General features: G+C 73.4%; 19 protein-coding genes. 8 read left to right on the top strand and 11 right to left on the bottom strand.

Annotation, left to right across the window (positions count from 1 at the left end; translation table 11 throughout):
* Nucleotides 1-15: 15 nt before the first annotated feature.
* From QP089_RS32565 to QP089_RS32540, 6 genes are all read right to left on the bottom strand, one after another.
* A complete protein-coding gene (locus QP089_RS32565; RefSeq protein ID WP_285916827.1) occupies nt 16-1,044 on the bottom strand; it encodes a family 2 encapsulin nanocompartment cargo protein polyprenyl transferase in 1,029 nt (342 codons plus the stop codon).
* Nucleotides 1,045-1,095: 51 nt separating this feature from the next.
* Nucleotides 1,096-2,466, bottom strand: a complete 1,371-nt coding sequence (locus tag QP089_RS32560; protein ID WP_285916825.1) for a family 2B encapsulin nanocompartment shell protein — start codon at nt 2,464-2,466, stop codon at nt 1,096-1,098.
* Entirely contained in the window at nt 2,463-4,805 is a 2,343-nt protein-coding gene (locus QP089_RS32555; RefSeq protein WP_285916822.1) for a terpene synthase family protein, read from the bottom strand. The genes QP089_RS32560 and QP089_RS32555 overlap by 4 nt, the downstream gene beginning before the upstream one ends.
* The gene (locus QP089_RS32550) at nt 4,805-6,238 is read right to left on the bottom strand and encodes a family 2B encapsulin nanocompartment shell protein (RefSeq protein ID WP_285916821.1); all 1,434 of its coding nucleotides are present in this window, start codon (nt 6,236-6,238) and stop codon (nt 4,805-4,807) included. The genes QP089_RS32555 and QP089_RS32550 overlap by 1 nt, the downstream gene beginning before the upstream one ends.
* Before the next feature lie 502 nt (nt 6,239-6,740).
* Nucleotides 6,741-8,144 carry an MFS transporter gene (locus QP089_RS32545; RefSeq protein ID WP_285916820.1) on the bottom strand — a complete coding sequence of 468 codons (1,404 nt, stop codon included), beginning with the start codon at nt 8,142-8,144 and terminating at the stop codon, nt 6,741-6,743.
* An 86-nt stretch (nt 8,145-8,230) separates the two neighbouring features.
* Nucleotides 8,231-8,833 carry a LapA family protein gene (locus QP089_RS32540; protein ID WP_285916818.1) on the bottom strand — a complete coding sequence of 201 codons (603 nt, stop codon included), beginning with the start codon at nt 8,831-8,833 and terminating at the stop codon, nt 8,231-8,233.
* 442 nt (nt 8,834-9,275) lie between these two features.
* Between QP089_RS32540 and lpdA the strand changes: the two genes are divergently transcribed.
* Nucleotides 9,276-10,679, top strand: a complete 1,404-nt coding sequence (lpdA, locus tag QP089_RS32535) for a dihydrolipoyl dehydrogenase (RefSeq protein ID WP_285916816.1) — start codon at nt 9,276-9,278, stop codon at nt 10,677-10,679.
* A 56-nt stretch (nt 10,680-10,735) separates the two neighbouring features.
* Here lpdA and QP089_RS32530 read toward each other — a convergent pair whose 3' ends face one another.
* Nucleotides 10,736-11,314 carry a TetR/AcrR family transcriptional regulator gene (locus QP089_RS32530; RefSeq protein ID WP_285916813.1) on the bottom strand — a complete coding sequence of 193 codons (579 nt, stop codon included), beginning with the start codon at nt 11,312-11,314 and terminating at the stop codon, nt 10,736-10,738.
* Nucleotides 11,315-11,390: 76 nt separating this feature from the next.
* Here QP089_RS32530 and QP089_RS32525 point away from each other — a divergent pair, with 76 nt between their 5' ends.
* From QP089_RS32525 to ddaH, 3 genes are all read left to right on the top strand, one after another.
* Nucleotides 11,391-11,717, top strand: a complete 327-nt coding sequence (locus QP089_RS32525) for a rhodanese-like domain-containing protein (protein WP_285916811.1) — start codon at nt 11,391-11,393, stop codon at nt 11,715-11,717.
* 87 nt (nt 11,718-11,804) lie between these two features.
* Entirely contained in the window at nt 11,805-12,425 is a 621-nt protein-coding gene (locus tag QP089_RS32520) for a TetR/AcrR family transcriptional regulator (protein ID WP_285916809.1), read from the top strand.
* A gap of 177 nt (nt 12,426-12,602) precedes the next feature.
* Complete coding sequence (gene ddaH, locus QP089_RS32515) at nt 12,603-13,445, top strand: dimethylargininase (RefSeq protein ID WP_285916807.1); 843 nt, start codon at nt 12,603-12,605, stop codon at nt 13,443-13,445.
* 2 nt (nt 13,446-13,447) lie between these two features.
* On the opposite strand, the gene QP089_RS32510 is transcribed toward ddaH, so the two are convergent.
* Nucleotides 13,448-14,746 (bottom strand): MFS transporter, encoded by a 1,299-nt coding sequence (locus QP089_RS32510; RefSeq protein WP_285916806.1) that lies wholly within the window; start codon nt 14,744-14,746, stop codon nt 13,448-13,450.
* 88 nt (nt 14,747-14,834) lie between these two features.
* Here QP089_RS32510 and QP089_RS32505 point away from each other — a divergent pair, with 88 nt between their 5' ends.
* On the top strand, nt 14,835-15,839 hold the full coding sequence (locus QP089_RS32505) for a hypothetical protein (protein WP_285916804.1): 1,005 nt from the start codon (nt 14,835-14,837) through the stop codon (nt 15,837-15,839).
* Nucleotides 15,840-15,972: 133 nt separating this feature from the next.
* On the opposite strand, the gene QP089_RS32500 is transcribed toward QP089_RS32505, so the two are convergent.
* Nucleotides 15,973-17,442, bottom strand: a complete 1,470-nt coding sequence (locus QP089_RS32500) for a WS/DGAT/MGAT family O-acyltransferase (protein ID WP_285916802.1) — start codon at nt 17,440-17,442, stop codon at nt 15,973-15,975.
* Between the two features lie 255 nt (nt 17,443-17,697).
* Between QP089_RS32500 and QP089_RS32495 the strand changes: the two genes are divergently transcribed.
* Entirely contained in the window at nt 17,698-18,375 is a 678-nt protein-coding gene (locus tag QP089_RS32495) for a uracil-DNA glycosylase (protein ID WP_285916800.1), read from the top strand.
* Here the strand turns inward: QP089_RS32495 and QP089_RS32490 are convergent.
* The gene (locus QP089_RS32490; RefSeq protein WP_285916799.1) at nt 18,372-19,232 is read right to left on the bottom strand and encodes a hypothetical protein; all 861 of its coding nucleotides are present in this window, start codon (nt 19,230-19,232) and stop codon (nt 18,372-18,374) included. The two genes, QP089_RS32495 and QP089_RS32490, sit on opposite strands and share 4 nt — an antisense overlap.
* Before the next feature lie 131 nt (nt 19,233-19,363).
* Here QP089_RS32490 and QP089_RS32485 point away from each other — a divergent pair, with 131 nt between their 5' ends.
* Together QP089_RS32485 and QP089_RS32480 are read left to right on the top strand one after the other, a co-directional pair.
* Entirely contained in the window at nt 19,364-20,149 is a 786-nt protein-coding gene (locus QP089_RS32485) for a lysophospholipid acyltransferase family protein (protein ID WP_285916797.1), read from the top strand.
* A 73-nt stretch (nt 20,150-20,222) separates the two neighbouring features.
* Nucleotides 20,223-21,383, top strand: a complete 1,161-nt coding sequence (locus tag QP089_RS32480; protein WP_353070653.1) for a DUF5925 domain-containing protein — start codon at nt 20,223-20,225, stop codon at nt 21,381-21,383.
* A 12-nt stretch (nt 21,384-21,395) separates the two neighbouring features.
* Here the strand turns inward: QP089_RS32480 and QP089_RS32475 are convergent, their stop codons facing one another.
* Entirely contained in the window at nt 21,396-22,577 is a 1,182-nt protein-coding gene (locus tag QP089_RS32475; protein ID WP_285916795.1) for a trans-sulfuration enzyme family protein, read from the bottom strand.
* Nucleotides 22,578-22,630 lie beyond the last annotated feature (53 nt).

The raw sequence follows: 22,630 nt of genomic DNA, 5'->3' as shown, positions 1-22,630 counted from the left end.
CCGGGTTTCCCCGGATCAGTGGTCGCGGTGCGTGAGCAGGTGCGCGACCGCCCGCAGCTCCGCGGCGGCCGCCGGGACGGGGTCGGCGGCGTCCAGTTCGGCGAGCGCGCTCGCGACCAGGGCGTCGGCCTCCGCCGCCGCCCAGTCCCGGCCGCCGGCCGCCTCGATCAGCGCGGCGGCGCGGGCCGGCTCGTCACCGGCGAGCGCGCCGGGCCGCAGGTACAGCGCCGCGAGCTCCTCCCCCGCCGCCGTGCCGGACGTCAGCGCCGCCACCACCGGCAGCGACTTCTTGCGGTTGCGCAGGTCGGAGTGGACGGGCTTGCCGGTGACGGCCGGGTCGCCCCAGATGCCGAGCAGGTCGTCGACCAGCTGGAACGCCAGCCCGAGCCGCTCGCCGAACACCCGGAACCGGGACGCGCGCCCGGCGCCGCCCCCGTACAGGGCGCCGAGCGCGCACGCGGCGCCGAGCAGCGCGCCGGTCTTCCCGCCCGCCATCGCCAGGCACTCGGCGGGCGTGACGTCCGTGCGGTCCTCGAACGAGGTGTCGGCGCTCTGCCCCTCCACCAGCTCCAGGACCGCGCGGCTGAGCACCCGGACCGCGCCCGCCGGGTCCGGGGACGGCGCGTCCGCGAGCGCCTCGTAGGCGCCGGCGAGCAGCCCGTCCCCGGCGAGGATCGCGGCGCTGATCCCGAACACCGTCCACGCGGTGGGCCGGTGCCGGCGGGTGCGGTCGCCGTCCATGACGTCGTCGTGCAGCAGCGAGAAGTTGTGCGTCAGCTCGACCGCGACGGCGGCCGGCAGGGCGGCGGCCGCCGTCCCGCCGGCCGCCTCGGCCGCCAGCAGCGTCAGCGCCGGGCGGACGGCCTTGCCGCCCGCCCCCGCCGCCGGCCGGCCCGCCTCGTCGCGCCACCCGAAGTGGAACTCGGCGATGCCGCGCATCGAGCCGGGCATCGCCTCGACGACGGCGCGCAGCGCGGGCTCCACCAGCTCCCGGCTCCACGCCAGGATCTCGGCGGCGGATCGGGCGGAGGTCTCCACCGGCATCTCGTCTCCCTCGCTTCCTCCGGGGCGCGGCCCGGTCCCGGTGCGGCCGGGCTAGCGGCCGATCTCGACGTTCTCCAGCACGCCGAGCGCGTCGGGCACCAGCACCGCGGCCGAGTAGTAGGCGCTGACCAGGTAGGACAGGATCGCCCTGTCGTCGACGCCGGTGAAGCGCACCGACAGGCCCGGCTGCACCTCGTCGGGGATGCCGGTGCGGTGCAGCCCGATGACGCCCTGGTCGTCCTCGCCGGTCCGCATCGCCAGGATCGAGGTGGTGCCGGTCGGGCTGACGGGGATCTTGTCGCACGGGTAGATCGGGACGCCGCGCCAGCCCTGCACGCGCCGCCCGCCGTCCACCTCCACGGGCGCCGGGTACACCCCGCGCCGGGTGCACTCGCGGCCGAACGCGGCGATCGCCTTCGGATGGGCGAGGTAGAAGCGGGTCTTGCGGCGCCGGGCGAGCAGCTCGTCCATGTCGTCGGGGGTGGGCGGGCCGCCGCGGGTCTGGATGCGGTGCCGCAGGTCGGCGTTGTGCAGCAGGCCGAAGTCGCGGTTGTTGACCAGCTCGTGCTCCTGCCGCTCCCGGATCTCCTCGACGGTGAGCCGCAGCTGCTGCTCGATCTGGTTCATCGGCTTGTTGTAGAGGTCGGCGACGCGGGTGTGGACGCGCAGCAGCGTCTGCGTCACGGCCAGCTCGTACTCGCGGGGCGAGGTCTCGTAGTCGACGAACGTGCCGGGCAGGGCGGTCTCGCCCTCGTGGCCGGACGCCAGGTCGATGGCGGCCTCGCCGTGCCGGGTCTGCGGCGGTTTCGGGGCGTTGCGGTACTCCTCCAGGCGCGCGCGCAGCGCCTCGGACCGCTCGGTGATCTCCTCGATCGCGGTCGGCGAGAGGGTCAGCACGATCGCCGGGGTGGTGGCCCGGAACGTGTGCGGCCATTCGCCGGCGTCGCCGAGCAGGGCCTGGTCGCCGAAGAAGTCGCCGCCGTCGCGGATGCCGAGCTGCGTCTCGCCGCCGTACTCGCCCTCCCCGACCTCGGCGATCTTGCCGTGCGCGATCAGGTGGAGGCGGTCCATCGGGTCGCCGGCCGCGGCGATCGTGTCGCCGGGGGCGTACTCGGTCTGGGTGAACCGGCCCGCGATCGCGTCCAGCACCATCGCGTCCAGGCCGCGCAGCTGGGGCAGCTCCGCCAGCTCGCCGGGGATGACGCGGACATTGGCGCCGTCGTTGACGAACGTCAGGCGCCCGTCACCGAGCTCGTAGGTGAGCCGGCGGTTCACCCGGTAGGCGCCCGCGTCCGCGCGCACCCACGGCAGCAGCGTGAGCAGCCACCGCGGCGTGATGCCCTGCATCTGCGGCACGGACTTGGTCGTCGTCGCGAGATTGCGCGCTGCCCGCGTGCTCAGCGCCAGCTGCGGGTCGGTCATGTGCCGCTACCTCCGGGGATCGCTGGTTGGGTCTGGCTGTGCCGGGGCGGCGCGGGACGCGCCCGCGCCGGGCGGAACGGCGCGCGGGCCGCCGAGGTGCCGAGCCCGGACGGCCCGGACGGGGCGCGCACCGCCGCGAGCCCGGCGGACGCCGCGCCCTTCCCGGCGGACGCAGCGTCGGCGGTACCGGCGGGGCGGGCGTAGCGGCCGGTGGTCGTGGACCAGTGCAGGTCACCGGCCATCCAGCGGCGCATGGCCTGGACGTAACGGGCCAGGGCGGCGCGGGCCGCGGCGTCCAGCCCGTGCTCGGCGGCCAGGACCGGCAGGTCGGCCTCGGCGGTCCGCTCGAACTGCCGCACGCGCGCCTCGATCAGGTCGGCGACGATGTCGGCGGCGCGCTGCGTCCCGCAGCCGAGGAACCGCTGGACGGCCACGACGCCGTTGTCGTGCACGCCCTCGACCTCGGTCTCCTTGTGGAAGGAGAGCAGGTCGTTGCGGAGCCCGCCGATGTCGGCGAAGGAGTCCCGCAGCGCCTCCATCGGCGTGGACGACAGCACGGCGTCCGGCAACCCGTCCGCCAGGGCGTGCCGCAGCAGCCCGGCGGTGAACGCGGCGCCGCTCGTCCTGCGGCGCATCTCGACGTAGTCCACAGGGTCGGGGACGCGGTTCTGCAGGAGCCCGGCCAGCTCCCACAGCCAGCTGTCGGTGAGCTGCCGCAGCGCCTCGGCGAGCCCGGCGCGCTCGTCCTCGGACATGGCGGCGGCGGTGCGGGCCCGCAGGTCGGCGAGCCCCCGCTGGACGGGGTCGGACGGCTCGGCGCCCGGCGGCGGCGCGAGCAGCCGGGCCGTGTACGCCCGGGCGCCGGGCAGGTCGCGGGGCCGCTTGAACCGTTCGGCGAAGAAGTCGTCGAAGTGGTACCGCCACACGTGCCAGTCGGCGATCAGCTCGAGTTCGGGACCGGGCGCGTCGGGGTGGGTGAGCGCCGCGAACATCGCGTAGTCGGCGGCGTCGAACGCGTCCGGCGTCCAGACGGCGGGCGCGGACGGGCCGGAGGCGCCGCCGTCCAGCATCCCCATCTCGCGGGCCCAGGCCGCCACGTGCGCGCGGAGCCCGGCGACGCGCGGGTTCACCAGCGTCTCGTACGGCAGCGTGAACTCCGGCATCGTGAACCCGTCGGAGGCGGGCGGCGGCGCCGCTCCTGGGAACGGGCCCCCGGTCCCCGGGGGCCTCAGCCCGGAAGGCGGGCCGGCCAGCGACCGGATCCGCACCGCCGAGGTGCCGAGACCGAGCAGCCCGGCGATCTCCGGTATCCCCGCGAGGCCGCGCCGCCGCGCCGCGCCCTCGTTCATGTAGCGGCTGGACCGCAGGTGCCAGGCGTGCCCGCCGGACTGCCAGTCCTGGAGGCCGCGCGCGTAGCGGAGCACGGCGAGGCGCTCGCCCGCGTCGAGCCCGTGCTCCTCGAACAGCATCGGCAGCTCGGTGACGGCGGTGTTCTCGAACTGCTGCATCCGGGACGTCAGCAGGTCGTTGGTGATCTCGGCGGCGCGCTGCGGCTCGGTGCCGAGGAACCGCTCCAGCACCAGGACGCCGTTGTTGACCTCGCCCTCCTGCTCGGTCTCGCGCTGGTAGGAGAAGATGTCGTTGCGCAGGTGGACGGCGTCGGAGAAGGCGTCCTTCAGCACCTGGAGCGGGCGCGTCCCGGCGACCCGCGCCGGCACCTCCGCGCCGGCCGCCACCTCGACCAGGTCCGCCGACCAGGGCGCGCCGCCGACCTTGCGGCGCATGTGCACGTAGTCGATCGGGTTCGGGACGCGCCCCTCGTCGATGCCGGCCAGCTCCCACGCCGACTCCTGCAGCAGGTTGCGGGTGCTCTCGGCGAACCGGGCCCGCCACTGCGGCGACATCAGCGGGACGGTCCGCTCCCACAGGTCGGCGAGGCCCCGCTCGACCGGGTTCGCCGGCTCGGGCGGCGGCGGGCTCCCCGCCTCCACGGGCATGAAGGCGGGGAGCCGCGCGAGGTGGCGCTCGGCGCCCGCGAGGTCGCGGGGCCGCTTGTACCGTTCGAGGAAGTGGTCGTCGAAGTAGAAGACCCACACGTACCAGTCGGTCACCAGATCCAGCAGGGAGCCGGGCGCCTCCGGGTGCGTGTACGCGGTGAGCAGTGCGTAGTCGTGGGCGTCGTACTCGTCCTCGCTCCAGACCTCGGGTCCCGTGGCGTCGGGTCCGAGGATCCCCATGTCGTGCGCCCAGCGCCGGGAGCGCGCGCGGGCCGCCTCGACGCGGGGGTTCAGCCGCGCCGGGTGCGGCAGGTAGAACTCGGGGAGCTCGAACGGTCGCACTACGCCGCACCGCCGTGCGCGATCTCGACGGACTCCAGCATGCCGAGCGCGTCCGGGACCAGGACGGCGGCCGAGTAGTAGCAGCTGACCAGGTAGTTGATGAGCGCCTTGTCGTCGATGCCCATGTACCGGACCGACAGGCCCGGCTGGTACTCGTCCGGAAGCCCGGTCTGGTGCAGGCCGATGACGCCCTGCGTCGCCTCGCCGGTGCGCATCAGCAGGATCGAGCTGGTCTTGGTCCGGCTGACCGGGAGCTTGTTGCAGGGGAAGATCGGGACGCCGCGCCAGCCCGGCACCTTGTGGCCGCCGACGTCCACGCTGTCGGGGTAGACGCCGCGGGCGCTGCACTCGCGGCCGAACGCCGCGATCGCCTTCGGGTGGGCGAGGAAGAACGCCGGGTCCTTCCAGACCAGGGTGAGCAGCTCGTCCATGTCGTCGGGGGTGGGCGGGCCGGACCGGGTGTGGACGCGCTGGGTCAGGTCGGTGTTGTGCAGCAGCCCGAAGTCCCGGTTGTTGATCAGCTCGTGCTCCTGGCGCTCGCGCAGCGCCTCGATGGTCAGCCGGAGCTGCTGCTCCACCTGGTCCATCGGCTCGTTGTAGAGGTCGGCGACGCGGGTGTGCACCCGCAGCACCGTCTGCGCGACGCTCAGCTCGTACTCGCGGGGTGCGCCCTCGTAGTCGACGAACGTGCCGGGCAGCACCGGCTCGCCGTCGTGCCCGGACGCCAGGTCGATCGCGGCCTCGCCGTGCTCGTTGCTCGCGCGGTCGGGGCTCGCCCGGTACTCCTCCAGATGGGCCTGGAGCGACGCGGACTGGCCGAGCGTCTCCTGGAAGTCGGACTCGCTCATGCTGAGCACCGTCACCGTGGTCAGCGCCTTGACGGTGTAGTCCCAGGTCGCCGGCTCCGCGCCCTCGTCGGTGCCGACGAGGGCCTGCTCGCCGAAGAAGTCCCCGTCGGCGAGCGTGCCGTGCACGGCCTCCGCGCCGTACTCGCCGGTGCCGACCCGGCTGAGCTTGCCGTGCACGACCAGGACCACCCGGTCGATCGGCCGGCCCTCCTCCACGATGACGTCGCCGGGCTCGTACTCGTGCTGGGTGAACCGGCCGGCCAGCGCGTCCAGGGCCAGGTCGTCCTCGTAGCCGCGCAGCGGGGGCAGCTCGCCCAGCTCGCGCGGGATGACCCGGACGTCCGCGCCGGTCGTCACGAACGTCACCCGCCCGTCGCCGACCGTGTAGGTGAGCCGCCGGTTGACGCGGTAGGCGCCGCCGGACGCCTCCACCCACGGCAGCAGCTTCAGCAGCCACCGGGAGGTGATCCCCTGCATCTGGGGGACGGACTTGGTCGTGGTCGCCAGGTTCCGCGCCGCAGAGGTACTGAGGCTCAACTGCTCTTCCGTCACGTCCACACCACCGATTCGTCGTGGGTCTGCCATGGATGAACCAACGGAGACGCTACCGACGGTAATCGAACGGGCGCAACGAGCTATATGTTCGCCTCGGCGCCACAGAAGTCACACCGCTCGGCGATAGCCCGCGCCGGGCCGTCGAATGAGATTCCAAACCGGTACGGGACGCCGGCATCCGGGGCGGGTGCCGGGCCGCACGGCGACGACCTGCGTTTTTACCCTCCATAGAGGTTTCGTCGCAGGTCAGAGAGGGTGGCGCGTGATCCAGATCACGCCACGGGCGGGCTCGGGCAGGGAAACCGGAACCGCATCCTGGTGTTGAACCCGGTGAGCATCGGACGCGGAAACGGGACGCGTCCGGCCGAAGACGGAGGGAGGCCCCCGGTGACCATCGTTTGGACGGCACTGGCGATCGAGACGACCGCCGCACTCGTGATCGCGGGATCGCTGGCGGGCTGGGCCCGCCGGCACTTCGCCCGCTGACGCGCCGCGCGCCGTTCCCGCCCGCGCGGGCGGGAACGGCGGCAGATCAGCGTTCCGCCCCGGAGCCCACCGGTTCCGGGGCGTTCTCCATTCCGACCCGCTCGATCGGCACGTTCGCCGTCTCCTTGATCAGCAGGATCGGGACCAGCGCCACCGCCGCCGCGATCATGATGTAGTACGCCGGGACGTAGTTGCTGCCCGTGGCGTCGATCAGCGAGCCGACCAGCACCGCGGCCGTGCCGCCGAACAGCGACGTCGAGATGTTGTAGCCGATCGCGAACGCCCCGTACCGCACCTTCGTCGGGAACATCGCCGGGAACGTCGCGCCGATCACCGCGAGCATCAGCACCAGCAGCCCGCCGATGATCGCGTAGCCGAACGCGATGCCGAACCAGTTGTTGGTCTGCATCAGCGCGAACGCCGGCCAGCTCAGCACGATGAACCCGACCGCCGCCATCAGCAGCACCGGCTTGCGGCCGATCCGGTCCGACAGGTGGCCGGTCGGCAGGATCACCGCCATCATCGCGGCCTCCACCCCGATCGTGACCAGCTGCGACTTCACGCTGCCCATGTGCAGGAAGTCGACCAGGTACGACGGCATGAAGGTGAGCAGCGTGTAGTCGGCGACGTTCAGCAGGAAGACGATCCCGATCAGCATCAGGATGATCTTCCAGTAGTGCTCGAGGGTCTCCTTCAGCGGCGAGCGGGCCTTCTTGCCGGACGCCTCCATCCGCTGGAAGGTCGGGGTGTCCTCGATCCGGGTCCGCACGTAGAGCCCGACGGCCCCGAGCGGCAGCGCGATCAGGAACGGGATCCGCCAGCCCCAGTCGTGCATCGCCGCGTCCCCGACCGCGAGGTTCACCAGCAGCACGAGACCGGCGCCCATGATGTAGCCGGTCAGCGTGCCGAACTCCAGGAAGCTGCCGAAATAGCCGCGCCGGTTCGTCGGCGCGTACTCGGCGATCATCGTGGCGGCGCCGCCGTACTCGCCGCCCGTCGAGAAGCCCTGGGTGAGGCGCACCGCCAGCAGCAGCAGCGGCGCCGCGATCCCGATCGTGTCGTAGCCGGGCAGGATGCCGATCACGAACGTGGAGCCGGACATCAGGATGATCGTGGTGGCGAGCACCCGCTTGCGGCCGAGCCTGTCGCCCATCGGGCCGAAGAACAGCCCGCCGAACGGGCGGGCCAGGAACGCCGCCGCGATCAGCGCGAACGAGCGCAGCGTCGCGCTGCCGGAGCTGCCCTCGGGGAAGAACGCGGTGCCGATGATCGAGGTCATCACCCCGGCGCTGAACACGCCGAAGTCGAACCACTCGATGCAGTTGCCCATCGCCGAGGCGATCACGGCCTTGTGCACCGCGCCGAGATCGAGGTCCTCGCCGGCGGCGTGGTCGCCGCCTTCCACCGTCCCCGCCGGGTCGGCGGACTCCGGACCGGACTCTGCGTTCATCCGCACCTCCCGGGCTTCCTCTGCCCGAAGATCAGCGAACGTAACGCGCGGTTCTGCGGCCCGGTGCCCCCTCCGCAAGGGCGCGGTCACGCCCTCCGGACGTTCCCGGCGGTGTCCTCGTCGCTCTCGACGGCCCGCCCCGCGGCGGCTCCGTTCGCGGTGGCGGCGTCGTCGGCCGGCTTCTCCTCCTCGGCGGCGTCCTCGGCGACGCGCGACGCGGCCGGATCGTCGAGGATGACGTCGCCGAGGACGCCGTCGACGAGGGTGTCGGCCGGGTCGCCGCCGAGCAGCTCGTCGGTCAGCTCCGGTAGCGCCGCGGTGCGCGACGGGTCGTCGTCGACCAGGTCCTCGTCGTCCTCCGGGATGGCCACCAGCGCCTGCGTCTCCTGCGCGCCCCGGCTGATCACGCCGCTGGCGAGGACGGTGTTGCGGTGCCGCAGCGCGCCGTTCTCGCGCAGCAGGTCGTCGACCTCCGCGCGGGCCCGGGCGATCCGCCGGCTCTGCCGGACGTGCACGACGAAGCCGCCGACGGCGAGCCCGATGACGAAGCCGGCGACGGGAAGCCCGACCAGCGGCGGCGCGAACGTGGCGACCAGCGCCACGACGAGCAGCGCGACGACGACCGCAAGTGCGCCAAAGTGCTTCTCCATCCGGTCCAGGACGGCGTTGACGCGCTTGGGAATCCTCACTCGGCTTCTCCTCCACTCGGCTCGGGACGGGCCGTTGCGCCCGGGGGCAGGCCATCTGAGGGCAACGATCGGCCGGCGCCGCCGTGTTCCAGCGGCACCGTGGTACAGCGGCGGCGCGGCGTTCCGGCGGTGGCGCGGCCTGGAAGGCGGCGCCGTCCGCGGGCGCGGTTCCGGAACGCCGCCGGGCTCGCGCGGCGGGACGGCACGGGCGCGCCTGCGGTGCGCCACCGCCGCGCCGCTCGGGCGCCGCACGCCCCCGCGAAGGTTCACGGCGGGGGACGTGGAAAACCCTAACAGCATGTGACGACGGACCCGTACGGGCACCCCGTGGTCACGCGCCGTGGCCAGGGAGATCGCCGCCCGCGGCCCGCCGCGCGGCCGGGGCCGCCGCGCCGCCGTCCGGGATGCGAGCACGGCCCCGCGCCGAATATCGTCGGTGAATATGAGCGAACATTTTGACGTCGTGGTCCTGGGCGCGGGTCCGGGTGGATATGTCGCCGCGATCCGGTCGGCACAGCTCGGGCTGAAGACGGCGGTCATCGAGGAGCGGTACTGGGGCGGGGTGTGCCTCAACGTCGGCTGCATCCCCTCGAAGGCGCTGCTGCGCAACGCCGAGCTGGCGCACATCTTCACCCAGGAGCAGAAGACCTACGGGATCAACGTCGAGGGCAGCGTCACCTTCGACTACGGCGTCGCCTACCAGCGCAGCCGCCAGGTGTCGGACAAGCTCGTCAAGGGCGTCCAGTTCCTGATGAAGAAGAACAAGATCACCTCCTATGACGGGCGCGGGACGTTCACCGACCCCAACACCCTCCAGGTCGCCAGGGCCGACGGGTCCTCCGAGACCGTCACCTTCGACCACTGCATCATCGCGGCGGGCGCGCACACCAAGCTGCTGCCGGGCACCTCGCTGTCGGAGCGGGTCGTCACCTACGAGGAGCAGATCCTCAGCTCCGAGCTGCCGGGGAGCATCGTCATCGCCGGCGCGGGCGCGATCGGCGTCGAGTTCGCCTACGTCCTGCACAACTACGGCGTCAAGGTGACGATCGTCGAGTTCCTCGACCGGATGGTCCCGAACGAGGACGCCGACGTGTCCAAGGAGCTGGCGAAGCGGTACCGCAAGCTCGGCATCGACGTGCTGACCTCCACCCGGGTCGACGGCATCGACGACTCCGGCGAGAAGGTCAAGGTGACCGTCACCGGCAAGGACGGCGCCCAGCAGGTCATCGAGACCGACAAGGTGCTGCAGGCGATCGGCTTCCAGCCGAACGTGGACGGCTACGGCCTGGACAAGGCCGGCGTCCAGCTCACCGAGCGCGGCGCGGTCGACGTGGACGGCCGCTGCCGCACGTCCGTGCCGCACATCTACGCGATCGGCGACGTCACCGCCAAGCTGATGCTGGCGCACGCCGCCGAGGCGATGGGCATCGTCGCCGCCGAGACCATTGCGGGCGCCGAGACGATGGAGCTCGAGTACGTGATGATCCCGCGCGCCACGTACTGCCAGCCGCAGATCGCCTCGTTCGGCTGGACGGAGGCGCAGGCGAAGGAGCAGGGCTTCGACGTCAAGGTGGCCAAGTTCCCCTACAGCGCGAACGGCAAGGCGCTCGGCATGGGCGAGGGCGACGGCTTCGTCAAGGTGATCAGCGACGCGAAGTACGGCGAGATCCTCGGCGCCCACCTGATCGGCCCCGAGGTGACCGAGCTGCTGCCCGAGCTGACCCTCGCGCAGCAATGGGACCTGACCGTCCACGAGGTCGCCCGCAACGTGCACGCCCACCCGACGCTGGGCGAGGCCGTCAAGGAGGCCGTGCACGGCCTCGCCGGCCACATGATCAACCTCTAGACCGGTTCCGGCGTGCCCGCCCCGTGCGGACGGGCACGCCGCGTCCCGCCGCCCGGTCACCGCAGCGCGCGCCGGGCGAGCCGGACGGCCCCCTCCCTGATGCGCTCCTCGCCGAGTTCCGGCAGGAGCGCCGCCACGTGCTCGGCCGACAGCGCCGCGAGCACGGCGTGCGCCGCGTACTCGGGGTCGGGCGCGCCGTCCGCCAGGATCGCCACGTGGCGGTGCCAGAACCGGTACGCGCCGATCCGGTACCGCGCGCCGGGCGAGGCGGTCTCCGACATCCGCACGAGCGCCAGGTGCTCCAGCAGGTAGTCCAGGTACGCCTCGACGAACGCGACCAGGCGCTCGTCCTTTCCCGCTCCCGGGCCCAGCGGCGGCGGCCCGTGCAGGATCCCCTCCTGCAGCACGCGTTCGCGCGCGTCCAGCAGCGCGACGGCGAGCCCCGCCTTGTCGCCGAAGCGCCGGAACAGCGTTCCCTTGCCGACGCCGGCCTCCGCCGCCACCTGGTCCATCGACACCGCGTCGACGCCCCGCTCGGCGAACAGCCGGGCGGCCGCCTCCAGCACGGCCGCCCGGTTGCGCGCCGCGTCCGCGCGCTCCTTGGGCGGCGGCGTGCGCAGCAGTTCCAGCGGCATTGCAGAAGCGGACTGTGGTCCGGTAACGTCTCGAGGCATAACCGGACTATAGTCCGTCTCATCTGGAGGCACAGCCATGACCGCACTCATCGGCCGGGACGAGCTCAGGGCGGCGATCGACGCCGGCACCGTCACCGTGGTCGACGCGCTCGGCGGCGAGTACTACGCCAAGCAGCACCTGCCCGGCGCCGTCCCGCTCGTCGCGGCGGACGTCGACGCGCAGGCGCCCGCCCTGCTCCCCGACCGCGACGCCGCGATCGTCACCTACTGCTCCAACCCCGCCTGCGCCAACAGCGGCCAGGTCGCAGACCGGCTCACCGCCCTCGGCTACACAAACGTCCGCAAGTACCGCGAGGGCATCGAGGACTGGGTGGACGCGGGCCTGCCCACCGAATCCGCCTGACACCGCACCGCGCGGGCCGGGCCGCTCGACTGGCCCGGCCCTCCGGCGCCGATGCGGCGCGCACGGGCCGTCACTTAGGGTGATGACATGGGGGGAACCGAAGAGGAGCAGCTGATCGGGACGGCGACGCGGATCTTCGCCGAGCTGGGGTACGACGGGACGTCGCTGCAGATGATCGCCGACGCGGCGGGCTTCGACATCGGCACCGTCCACGGCGTGGCCGCGACCAAGGCGGACCTGTACCGCGCCGTGATGCAGCGCGCCGACGAGGCGGAGGAGGCGGCCCTGCAGGCCGCGCTGGCCCGCTTCGTCCCGGGCCGGGAGGGCATCATCCGGCTCGCGGACGCCTATCTCGACTTCTACGTCACCCACCCGCAGGTGCTGGCGCTGTGGCAGCACCGGTGGATGGGCGACGCCGCCGACCTGCCCGAGCTGGAGGAGCTCTACACCAAGCCGCTGTCGGTCCAGATCGCCGACACCGTGCGCGACCTCCTGCCGCCCGACGTCGACGCCGACTACCTGATCTGGAGCGTGGTGTGGTGCGTCTACGGGTTCCTGACCGGCGGCGTCGTGCACAGCGGGCCGGATGAGCGGCCCCGCCGCCACACGCCGAGCAGCGCCCCCTGCCCCCACGACGACGTGGAGGGGTTCCGGGCCTTCCTGCACACCATGCTCGACCACATGTTCACCCCGCTGCCGCCCGCCTGACGGCCGCCGGAGCCGCCCAGGGCGCGCCGGGGAACCGGCCGCAACGAATCGCCGCACCAGGGGCCGAAGACGCAACGAATGCGCAGATCAGCGCAAGATCGGCGCATTGGAGCGCGGGACTTTCCTTTCTAGGCTTTCGCTCAGCCGATGCCCTTCGGAGAGCCCCAGGAGACGAGCATGACCGTGATGCCGGCAACGGAGCCGAGCACCCCCAGGCGGACCGCGACGCGGCGGCACTACCTGATGTGCCGCCCCGAGCACTTCGCCGTGACGTACGCCATCAACCCGTGGATGGATCCGGTCGCGGGGGCGGACGCGGGACGGGCCGTCGAGCAGTGGGAGGCGCTGCGCGCCGCCTACATCGCGCTCGGGCACGAGGTCAGCCTCATCGATCCGATCGAGGGCCTTCCCGACATGGTCTTCGCGGCGAACGGCGCGCTCGTCGTCGGCGGGCGCGCCTACGGCGCGAAGTTCACCTTCCCCGAACGGGCCGCGGAGGGCCCCGCGTACGCCGACTGGCTCCGCAAGAACGGCTTCCCCGACGTCCTCATCCCGGAGCACACCAACGAGGGCGAGGGCGACTTCCTCACCCTGGACGAGGTCATCCTCGCGGGCACGGGGTTCCGCACCGACATCGCCGCCCACCAGGAGGCGCAGGAGTTCCTCGGACGCCCCGTGGTGACGCTGCGGCTGATCGACCCGCGCTTCTACCACCTGGACACCGCACTCTTCCCGCTCGGCGGCGCGAACGTCGCCTACTACCCGGGCGCCTTCTCCTCCGGCAGCCGCGCGGTGCTCGAACGGCTCTTCCCCGACGCCGTCATCGCCGGCGAGGCGGACGCCGCCGTCCTCGGCCTGAACGCCGTCTGCGACGGCCGCAACGTCGTCGTCAACGCCGAGGCCGCCGGGCTGATCGGCGCGCTGCGCGAGCGCGGGTACGAGCCCGTCCCGGTGGACCTGTCCGAGCTGCGCAAGGCGGGCGGCGGCCCCAAGTGCTGCACGCTGGAGCTGCGCCCCTGAGGTCAGTCCCCGGACAGGGCGAGGTGGCGGCGGGTGAGGTGGCGGGTGCGCAGGACGCCGGCGACGCCGACCGTCCAGATGAGGACCTGGACGGTCCAGGCGGCGCGGAAGGCCGACGGGGTGAAGGCCTTGCCGGGCGACAGCGCGTCCAGCACGAAGCCGATCAGCAGGATCGTGATGAGGGACGCGGTGAAGCCGCCGACGTTGACGATGCCGGTGGCGGTGCCCTGGCGGCCGGGCGGGTTGAAGGTGCGGGCGTAGTCGAAGCCGATCATGGAGCCGGGGCCGCCGAGCGCGATGCCCAGCACCAGCACGGCCAGCAGCCAGGACGGGGCGGGCGGCGGCCAGGCCAGGGCGGCGGCCCAGGCGCCCGCGTTGATCGCGACGATGCCGAGCACCAGCCACGAGCGGCGCAGCGGGTAGCGGGCGACCAGCCGCCCGACGAACGGCCCGGAGACGACGTTGACCAGCACGAACAGCGTGAGCAGGGTGGACGCGGCGGCGGGCCGCATGCCCTGGCCGGACACCAGGTACGGGTAGCCCCACATGAGCGCGAACGTGGTGGAGGAGAACTGGGTGACGAAGTGCGTCCAGAGGCCGAGCCGGGTGCCGGGGGTGCGCCAGGCGGCGGCGAGGTCGCGGCCGACCTCGCGCAGCGACGGCGCGGCGGCGCGGACGGCGCCGGGCGCGCGGTCGGGCAGCACGGCGACGGCGAGCACGCCGACCAGGACGCCGAGGGCGGCGGCCGAGCCGAACGCGGTGGTCCAGCCGGGCCCGTGCAGGAGGGCGGCGAGCGGGACGGCGCTGAGCACCTGGCCGAGCTGGCCGAGCTGGCCGGTGAGCTGGGTGACGACGGGCGCCAGGCGGCCGGGGAACCGGGTCGCGACGATGGACAGCACGCTGATGAAGGTCATCGCGTCGCCGGCGCCGACCAGGACGCGGGCGGCGACGGCGGTGCCGACGGAGGTGGAGACGGCCATGACCGCCTGCCCGGCGGCCATCACCAGCGCGCCGCCGGCGATCATCCGGCGCGGGCCGACGCGGTCCAGCAGCAGGCCGACGGGGATCTGCAGGCCCGCGTAGACGAGCAGCTGCAGGACGGTGAAGGTGGCGAGGATGCCGGCGGACGCGCCGAAGCGGTGCACCGCGTCCAGGCCGGCGACGCCGAACGACGTCCGGTGCAGCACCGCCACGACGTAGGCGAGGACCCCGACGCCCCACAGCGCCCAGGCGAGGGGCGCCGCGCTCTGCCGTTGTTCTAGGGGTTCCGGGGGGTTTTCGGTACTTTGGGCGATCTGCACGTAAAGCTATTTTAGGTCACGTATCCGGCGTCCCGATCGGCGCCTCCCGCGTCCCGGCCCGCGGCCGGATCGGCTACGGTCGGTCGCGATGAACCCCGACGAGACGCGGTGGCGGGACGAGCGGGCGCTGCTGAACGCCGGGCGCGACCGGCTCGGGCGGCTCGCGAGCGACCGCTACCCCGGCGTCCCGCGCGTCGCGGGGACCCGGCTGATGTGCCGGGCGGAATGGATTCCGCGGGCGCCCGTCCCGCTGGAGGACGTCCGGCTGGAATGGGACGGCGCCCCCGCCCCGCCCGCCGTGGCCGACCCGCCCGACGGGCTCCCGCACGGGTACCGCACCTACGCCGGCGCCATGGCGGCCCTCGCCGCGCCACGGATCTTCGACGACCGGTCGAGCTACCGCCTGCTGGCCGCCGGCACCGATCCGCCGGTGCTGCGGTTCGGCCCGGCCCGGTACTTCGACGGCGTGAACGTGGGCGAGGCCGCGGCGCACGAGCTGGCCGCCGGACGCGACGGCCTGCGCGAACGCGTCGGCGACCCGTGCGACCTGCGCCGCCGGACGGCGCTGTGCGCGATCACGACGCTGACCGTCACGGTGTCCGGCTCGTACGTCCTGCACTGGCGGGACCCGGCGAAAGTCGCGCACGCCGGCGGCCTGCACCAGGTGATGCCGGTCGGCGTCTTCCAGCCCCTCGGGGACGAGCGCGACGACCTGGACCTGTGGCGGTGCATGGTCCGCGAATACGCCGAGGAACTGCTCGGAATGGACGAGGACTACGGCGACGGATTCGTCCAGGAGGAATGGCCTTTACACCGCGCGATGACGCAGGCGCGGAACGAGCGGCGGATACGCGCGCATTTCCTCGGCCTCGGCGTCGACCCGCTGACGTTCGCGCTGGACCTGCTGACCGTCGTCGTGATGGACGACGCGACGTTCGCCGACCTGTTCGGCGACCTCGTCACCGTCAACGACGAGGGCCGGGTATCGACAGCGACTTTCGACGGGACGGTCCCGGAGCCGATGCAGCCGGCCGGCGCCGCCGCGCTCGCGCTGACGTGGCGGCACCGCACCGCCCTGGGCATCGGCGCCTGACCGGGGGTGTAGGGGGCGGAGCCCCCACGGGGGGTGTGGGGGCGGAGCCCCCGCCGGGGGGCGTGGGGGGCGGGCCCCCCACCGGGGGGGAGCGGCGCCCGTAGCGGAGCGCCAGCGGAGCGAAGGGCGCAGCTCACCCCGCAGCGGGGGGTGTGGGGGGTCGCCCCCCCACAAGGGAACGCAGCTCGTCCAGCGCGTCGTCGAGGTGGTCGATGATCTCGGACGGGTCGGGTACCAGGTCGCGGCAGGCGACGATGCCGACGTCCACCTTCCCGTCGTAGGAGAACACCGTGATGTTCAGGCCGCCGCTGACGTCGGTGACGACGGAGATCGGGTAGTAGCCGAGCACCCGCGCGCCGCACAGGTACAGCGGGAACTGCGGGCCCGGCACGTTGGACACCACGAGGTTGACGGGGCGCAGCGACACCGCCGACGCGGTCTGCAGCGCGAACCGGGTCACCGCGCCCGCGACCGGCGCGGGCAGCAGCCCGCTCAGCTCCCGCACCCAGCCGCCCGACGACGCGGCGAACCGCCGCTTGACCAGGTCCATGTCGCGGCGGACGGCGGCGTACCGCTCGGCCGGGTCGGGGACGTGCGTGGCCAGCGGCGCGCTCATGATCGACACCTGGTTGCCGCCCTCGCCGCCGCGGCCCGCGCGGCGCAGCGACACCGGCACGCCCGCGACGAGCGGGCCGTCCGGCAGGTCGCCGCGCTTGTCCAGCCACTGCCGCAGCGCGGTCGCGCACAGCGCCATGACCACGTCGTTGACGCTGCCGCCGAGGCCGCGCCGGATCTCCTTGACGTCCGCGAGCGGCAGTTCGCCGCAGGCGACCGAGCGGCGCCGCCCGACGGGCCGGTTGAACGGGGTGGGCGGCGCGGCGGCCCGGGGCATCCGCGGCGTCCCGGGGCGGCCGAGCGCGCCCTGCACCACCGAGGACACGAGCCCGACGCCCGGGACGGACGACAGGCCGGGGATCTCGTCCAGGTACGGGACGGTGCGCGCGACCGACAGCGCGGACCGGACCGGATGCGCCGCCGCCCGCAGCAGCCCCGTCCCGGCCATGCTCGCCGGGCTCGGCGCCCGCGCCGGGGCGGCGTCGTCGGGCGGCACCTCGCGCGGCTCGGGCGACAGGTCGAGCAGCGCGGCGAGCGTCTCGGCGGCCATCACGCCGTCGATCGCCGCGTGGTGGACCTTCACGTAGACGGCGGCGCGGCCGCCCCGCAGGCCCTGGATGAGGGCGATCTCCCAGAGCGGGCGGGACCGGTCGAGCGGCTTCTCGTGCAGCATCGCCACCGCGTCGGCGAGCTGCCGGTCGTCGCCCGGCGCGGGCAGCCCGATCTCGACGATGTGCTTCTCCGGGGCGAAGTCCGGGTCGTCCTCCCAGTACGGGAAGTCGAGGCCGAACGGCACCGGGACGAGCCGCCGCCGCAGCGGCGCCGCCAGGTGCGCGCGGTCGCGGACCAGGTCCGCGACCATCGCGACGGTGAGCCGGCCGCCGGGGCACGAGGCCGGATCGAGCACCCCGAGGCCGGCGATGTGGGCATGCACGTTGCCCGTCTCGGCGTTGAGGAAGGTGGCGTCCACGCTGGTCAGCTGGCTCATCTGCACGTCCCGTCCGCTCGTCCCGCGGTTGCCCGCCCCCTCCAGGTTTCGGGGGCGGACGCGGTAGGTCAACGCACCGCGCCAGAAAGTAACACCGACTTAACGGGACGTTTCACCCGGTTCATCTGCCGGTTCGCGGCAACCGAGAGAACTTTTCCCGATTCTCCGTCCTGAAGTGGTCAGCGGCTTTCCCAGGCCTGATCAAGAAACCGTTCCGCCTCCGGCCCGATGATCACCGCACTAGGCTGGGGCGCCATGACGGCACGCCCCCTCACCGAGATCGTCGAAGCCGGCTGGGCGCAGGCCCTCGCCCCCGTCGCCGGGACGATCGCGGCGGCCGGCGACTGGCTGCGCGCCGAGGTCGCCGCCGGACGCCGCTACCTGCCCGCCGGGAACCTCGTCCTGCGCGCGTTCACCCAGCCGTTCGACGAGGTCCGCGTCCTCATCGTCGGGCAGGACCCCTACCCCACCCCCGGCCACGCGGTCGGCCTCAGCTTCTCGGTCGCCCCCGACGTCCGGCCGCTGCCCGCCAGCCTGGTCAACATCTTCCGCGAGTACTGCGACGACCTCGGCCACCCCGAGCCGTCCAGCGGCGACCTCACGCCGTGGGCCGAGCAGGGCGTCCTGCTGCTCAACCGGGCCCTCACCGTCATGCCGCGCAAGCCCGGCTCGCACCGCGACAAGGGCTGGGAGCAGGTCACCGAGCAGGCCATCCGCGCGCTCGCCGCCCGCGGTCGGCCGCTCGTCGCCATCCTGTGGGGCCGCGACGCCCGCAACCTCAAGCCGCTGCTCGGCGGCGTCCCGTGCATCGAGTCGCCGCATCCGAGCCCGTACTCGGCCAACAGCGGCTTCTTCGGCTCCCGCCCCTTCTCCCGCGCCAACCGGCTCCTGGAGGAGCAGGGCGCTCCCCCCGTCGACTGGAAGCTGCCCTAGGGTCCCGCGGGGAGGCGGCGCAGCAGGGCGGCGAACTCGTCCGAGGCGTGCGTCGGGGCGTCGGCGGGCAGCGGGGTCAGGCGGCGCTCGCCGTGGCTCCAGTAGACGCCGGGGGCGCACGGGTCGTCGGCGGCGGCGTGCATCTCGCGGACGACGTCGGCGAAGACGGGGAGCACCTCGCGGACGGCCGTCGAGGTGATCGGGTACAGCAGCAGCGTGCTGTGGCACGGGACGCCGACCAGCGCGCCGTGCTCGTTCGGCACCGGGAGGAACTGGTCGACCTCGCTGAGCAGCGCCGACACGTACCGGCTGCCGGGCTTGGTCACCACCCGGACGTCGCGTCCGGGCAGCAGGGGCTGGTCGTGCACCGACACGTCCGCCAGCTCGCGGTCGTGGGTGTTCGTCATCACGTAGCCGAGCTTGTGCAGGCCGAGCAGGCCGGCCCGCGCCTTCGTCAGCGGGCCGCCGTAGCGCGGGTGCTCGATCATCACCATCGCGTCGAAGTGGTCGCCCGCCGGGACGACGACGAGGCCCTCGCGGTCGCGCGGCGCGAGCTTCGGCACGATCCGCAGCCGCAGCAGCTCGCGCACGTCGCCGAACAGCTCCATCTCGCCGACGGCGAGGAACGCGCGGTCGCCGACCTCGCGGACCCACTCGCCCACCACCTGCGGCCACACCGAGCGCGGCTCGCGGGCGCAGCGCTCCAGCACCGTCCAGCTGGAGGCGCGCGCCTCGGACCGGCCGAGCGGCAGCACCACCTCGGAGGTCCCGGAGTCGAACCAGGCGCTGGGCGCCAGCGCCGGGAGCACGTCGCGGATGAGCGCGTGCACGTCCGCCGCCGCGTCCAACGGTTCCATGCTCATCCCCCTTCACCATCGGCGGATCACGTCACACCCCCACCTTCTCAGAGTTCCGGCCGGTTGTGGGATCCATCGCGATCCCTGCGCCGCACTCGCTGATCATGGCGTCCCTCAAGTACGGTGCTGACATGTCCGAACGCGTGTACCCGCCAGTGATCAAGACGGCCCTCGGCGTGTTCAAGGCCCTGAACATCACGTTCCGCATGGAGGGGACCGAACGGATTCCCAGCACCGGCGGTGCCGTGCTCGTCAGCAACCACGTGAGCTACCTCGACTTCATCTTCGCGGGCCTGGCCGCGCACCCCGCCGGCCGGCTGGTGCGGTTCATGGCGAAGAAGGAGATCTTCGACAACCGGATCGCCGGGCCGCTGATGCGCGACATGAAGCACATCCCGGTCGACCGGGAGGCGGGCGCCTCCTCGTACGCGGCGGCGCTGAAGGCGCTGCGCGGCGGCGAGATCATCGGGGTGTTCGCCGAGGCGACGATCAGCCGGTCGTTCACGGTCAAGGAGATCAAGAGCGGCGCGGTGCGGATGGCGGTGGCGTCCAAGACCCCGCTGATCCCGGTCGCGATCTGGGGTCCGCAGCGGCTGTGGACCAAGGGCCGCAAGCGCCGGCTGCTGCAGCGCAACGTCCCGGTGACGATCCTCGTCGGCGAGCCCATGCACCCCAAGCGCGGCGACGACTACGACCAGGTCACCGAGGAGCTGCGCGCCCGCATGTCCGAGCTGCTGGAGCGGGCGCAGCGCGAGTACCCCGACGTCCCGAAGCCGGGCGAGACGTGGTGGCAGCCCGCCTACCTGGGCGGCACCGCGCCGACGCCGGAGGAGGCCGAGAAGCTCGACTTCCAGGAGTCCGAGGCCCGCAAGGCCGCCCGGCTGGAGCGCGAGTCGCGCGAGGGCGGCGGGGCCTGAGCCGGACCAGCGCCGGCGGCCGCGTCCCTAATTCGGTGGACGCGCCCGCCCGGCACGCCTGATGATCAATGACATGACCATGTCGCGGGAGAGCGCGCAGGACGTCCTGCATCTCGTCGGGCCCGGGGAGAACGTGACCGATCCGGGGCCCGAGTCGACGCTGCCCGTGGTCTTCAACCTCAGCGACAACAACTCCCCCGCCGACGTGATGGACGTGCTGTCGCTGCGCCCGTTCGCGTCCGGCGAGCAGCCCTGGTCGCGGTCGACGCGGCTGGACCACGTCCGCCCGGAGGCGCCGCTGCGCCCGGACGGCGCGCGGCTGGTCCGGGTCGCCCGCGAGAAGGGCAAGGAGTCGGTGCTGGCCGAGGGCGACGGCTGGACGCTGCTGACGAACCGGTGGAAGAACGGCAGCGCCTACCTCGCGGTGTCGGCGGTCTCCGACGAGCTGGCCGAGTCGGTCCTGGACGCGTCGGTGAAGGACGCGACGGACCCGCCGAAGACCGACGAGACCAGCGTCGAGATGGGCTTCTGGCACATGGGGATGCACGGCCCGTCCCGCGACGAGCGCGCCATCTCCGCCGACGCGTGGGAGGACATCCGCGGCAACTACACCGGCGCGGTCGCGGACGCGCTCGACCACGTGATGAAGCTCACCCGCGACGAGGTGGCGGGCCGGCTCCTGCTGCTGCACGGCCCGCCCGGCACCGGCAAGACGACCGCGCTGCGCGCGCTGGCGCGGGCGTGGGGCAAGTGGTGCCAGGCCGACTGCGTGCTCGACCCGGAGGCGCTGTTCGGCACCCCCAGCTACCTGATGGAGGTGGCGGTCGGCGACGACGAGGACGACAACCGCCGCTGGCGGCTGCTCATCCTGGAGGACTGCGACGAGCTGATCCGCGGCGAGGCCAAGCAGTCGACGGGCCAGGGCCTGTCGCGGCTGCTCAACCTCACCGACGGGATGCTCGGGCAGGGCCGGGACGTGCTGGTGGCCATCACCACCAACGAGGACCTGGCGATGCTGCACCCGGCGGTGGTGCGGCCGGGCCGCTGCCTCGCGCAGATCGAGGTGGGCCGGCTGACCCGCGACGAGGCGGTCGCATGGCTGGACGGCTCCGACGCCGCCGCCGAGATCGGCCCGGACGGCGCCACCCTCGCCGAGCTGGCCGCGCTCCGCAAGGGCGAACGCCGTCCCGAGGTCCACGAGAGGCCGGCGTCCGCGACCGGCTTCTACCTCTAGCCCCGCGTCCGGTCAGGTGGCCTTGGCGAGGGCCTGCTCGATGTCGGCCCACAGGTCGTCCGGCTCCTCCAGGCCGACGGCCAGGCGGACGGTGCCCTCGCCGATGCCGGCGGCGGCGAGGGACGCGGCGTCCATCTGGCGGTGGGACGTGCTCGCCGGGTGCATGACGAGCGTGCCGGTGTCGCCGAGCGACGGGCTGAGCGACACCAGCCGCACCGACTCGCTGAACACCCGGCCGGCCTCGCGCCCGCCGGCCAGCTCGAACGACAGGACGCCGCCGGAGCCGTCCGGCAGCAGCCGGCGCGCGGTCTCGTGCTGCGGGTGGTCGCCGAACCCCGGGTAGTGGACGCGGTCGACGGCCGGGTGCGCGGCGAGGCGGCGCGCGAGGTCGAGGGAGGTCGCGCTGTGCCGGGCGATCCGCATCGGCAGGGTCGCGAGCCCGCGCAGGGTCAGCCACGCCGCGAACGGGTCGGCGACGGAGCCGAGCTCCACGGCGTGGTCCCAGACGCGGCGGTGCACGTCCGGGTCGGCGAACACCGCGGCGCCGCCCACGGCGTCGCCGTGCCCGCTGATGTACTTGGTGAGGGAGTGGACGACGATGTCCGCACCGTGCTCGATCGGCCTGCACAGCAGCGGCACGAAGGTGTTGTCGACGACGGTGAGCACGCCCGTGCCGCGGACGGCCTCGGTGAACGCCGGGAGGTCGGTGACGTGCGTGGTCGGGTTCGAGACCGTCTCCAGGTAGAGGAGCCGGGTGTTCGGGCGCAGCGCCGCGCGGACCTCGTCGGGGTCGTCGCCGGGGACGTGGGTCAGTTCGAGGCCCCACCGGTCGGCGAGGTCGTGCAGCAGCGCGTACGTCCCGCCGTACAGCGACGACTGGGCGATCACGTGGTCGCCCGACTTCAGCAGCGCCATCAGGACGGCATTGATCGCGCCCATCCCGGCGGCGGCGGCGAGGGCTCCGGCGCCGCCCTCCAGTTCGGTGAGGGACTGCTCGAGGGAGCGGACGGTCGGGTTGCTCATCCGCCCGTACAGGAACGCCTGGCCGGGGCCGTGGAAGGCGGCGGCGAGGTCGTCGGCCCCGTCGAAGGCGAACAGGTGGCCCTGGTAGACCGGCTGGCCGAGCGGGCGGCTGCCGGACGGCTCGATCACGGGCGGGTGGACGGCGCGGGTCTGCGGGTGGTGTCCGGTCATGGTTCCAGCCTGCGGTGCGGGGGAGGCCGGCGGCAGAGCCAATCGCGGGCAGT

Origin of the sequence: Actinomadura opuntiae (assembly GCF_030283205.1) — a bacterium.
In the GTDB taxonomy this organism is placed as follows: domain Bacteria; phylum Actinomycetota; class Actinomycetes; order Streptosporangiales; family Streptosporangiaceae; genus Spirillospora.
Note: the sequence above shows the minus strand (reverse complement) of the source record. Positions and strands in the feature narration are given on the sequence as shown.

Coding starts and splice junctions, on each gene's coding strand:
- QP089_RS32565 (WP_285916827.1), bottom strand. CDS start 1,044: ATGCCGGTGGAGACCTCCGCCCGATCCGCCGCCGAGATCCTGGCGTGG.
- QP089_RS32560 (WP_285916825.1), bottom strand. CDS start 2,466: ATGACCGACCCGCAGCTGGCGCTGAGCACGCGGGCAGCGCGCAATCTC.
- QP089_RS32550 (WP_285916821.1), bottom strand. CDS start 6,238: ATGGCAGACCCACGACGAATCGGTGGTGTGGACGTGACGGAAGAGCAG.
- QP089_RS32545 (WP_285916820.1), bottom strand. CDS start 8,144: ATGAACGCAGAGTCCGGTCCGGAGTCCGCCGACCCGGCGGGGACGGTG.
- lpdA (WP_285916816.1), top strand. CDS start 9,276: ATGAGCGAACATTTTGACGTCGTGGTCCTGGGCGCGGGTCCGGGTGGA.
- QP089_RS32530 (WP_285916813.1), bottom strand. CDS start 11,314: ATGCCGCTGGAACTGCTGCGCACGCCGCCGCCCAAGGAGCGCGCGGAC.
- QP089_RS32525 (WP_285916811.1), top strand. CDS start 11,391: ATGACCGCACTCATCGGCCGGGACGAGCTCAGGGCGGCGATCGACGCC.
- QP089_RS32520 (WP_285916809.1), top strand. CDS start 11,805: ATGGGGGGAACCGAAGAGGAGCAGCTGATCGGGACGGCGACGCGGATC.
- ddaH (WP_285916807.1), top strand. CDS start 12,603: ATGACCGTGATGCCGGCAACGGAGCCGAGCACCCCCAGGCGGACCGCG.
- QP089_RS32505 (WP_285916804.1), top strand. CDS start 14,835: ATGAACCCCGACGAGACGCGGTGGCGGGACGAGCGGGCGCTGCTGAAC.
- QP089_RS32500 (WP_285916802.1), bottom strand. CDS start 17,442: ATGAGCCAGCTGACCAGCGTGGACGCCACCTTCCTCAACGCCGAGACG.
- QP089_RS32495 (WP_285916800.1), top strand. CDS start 17,698: ATGACGGCACGCCCCCTCACCGAGATCGTCGAAGCCGGCTGGGCGCAG.
- QP089_RS32490 (WP_285916799.1), bottom strand. CDS start 19,232: ATGGAACCGTTGGACGCGGCGGCGGACGTGCACGCGCTCATCCGCGAC.
- QP089_RS32485 (WP_285916797.1), top strand. CDS start 19,364: ATGTCCGAACGCGTGTACCCGCCAGTGATCAAGACGGCCCTCGGCGTG.
- QP089_RS32480 (WP_353070653.1), top strand. CDS start 20,223: ATGACCATGTCGCGGGAGAGCGCGCAGGACGTCCTGCATCTCGTCGGG.
- QP089_RS32475 (WP_285916795.1), bottom strand. CDS start 22,577: ATGACCGGACACCACCCGCAGACCCGCGCCGTCCACCCGCCCGTGATC.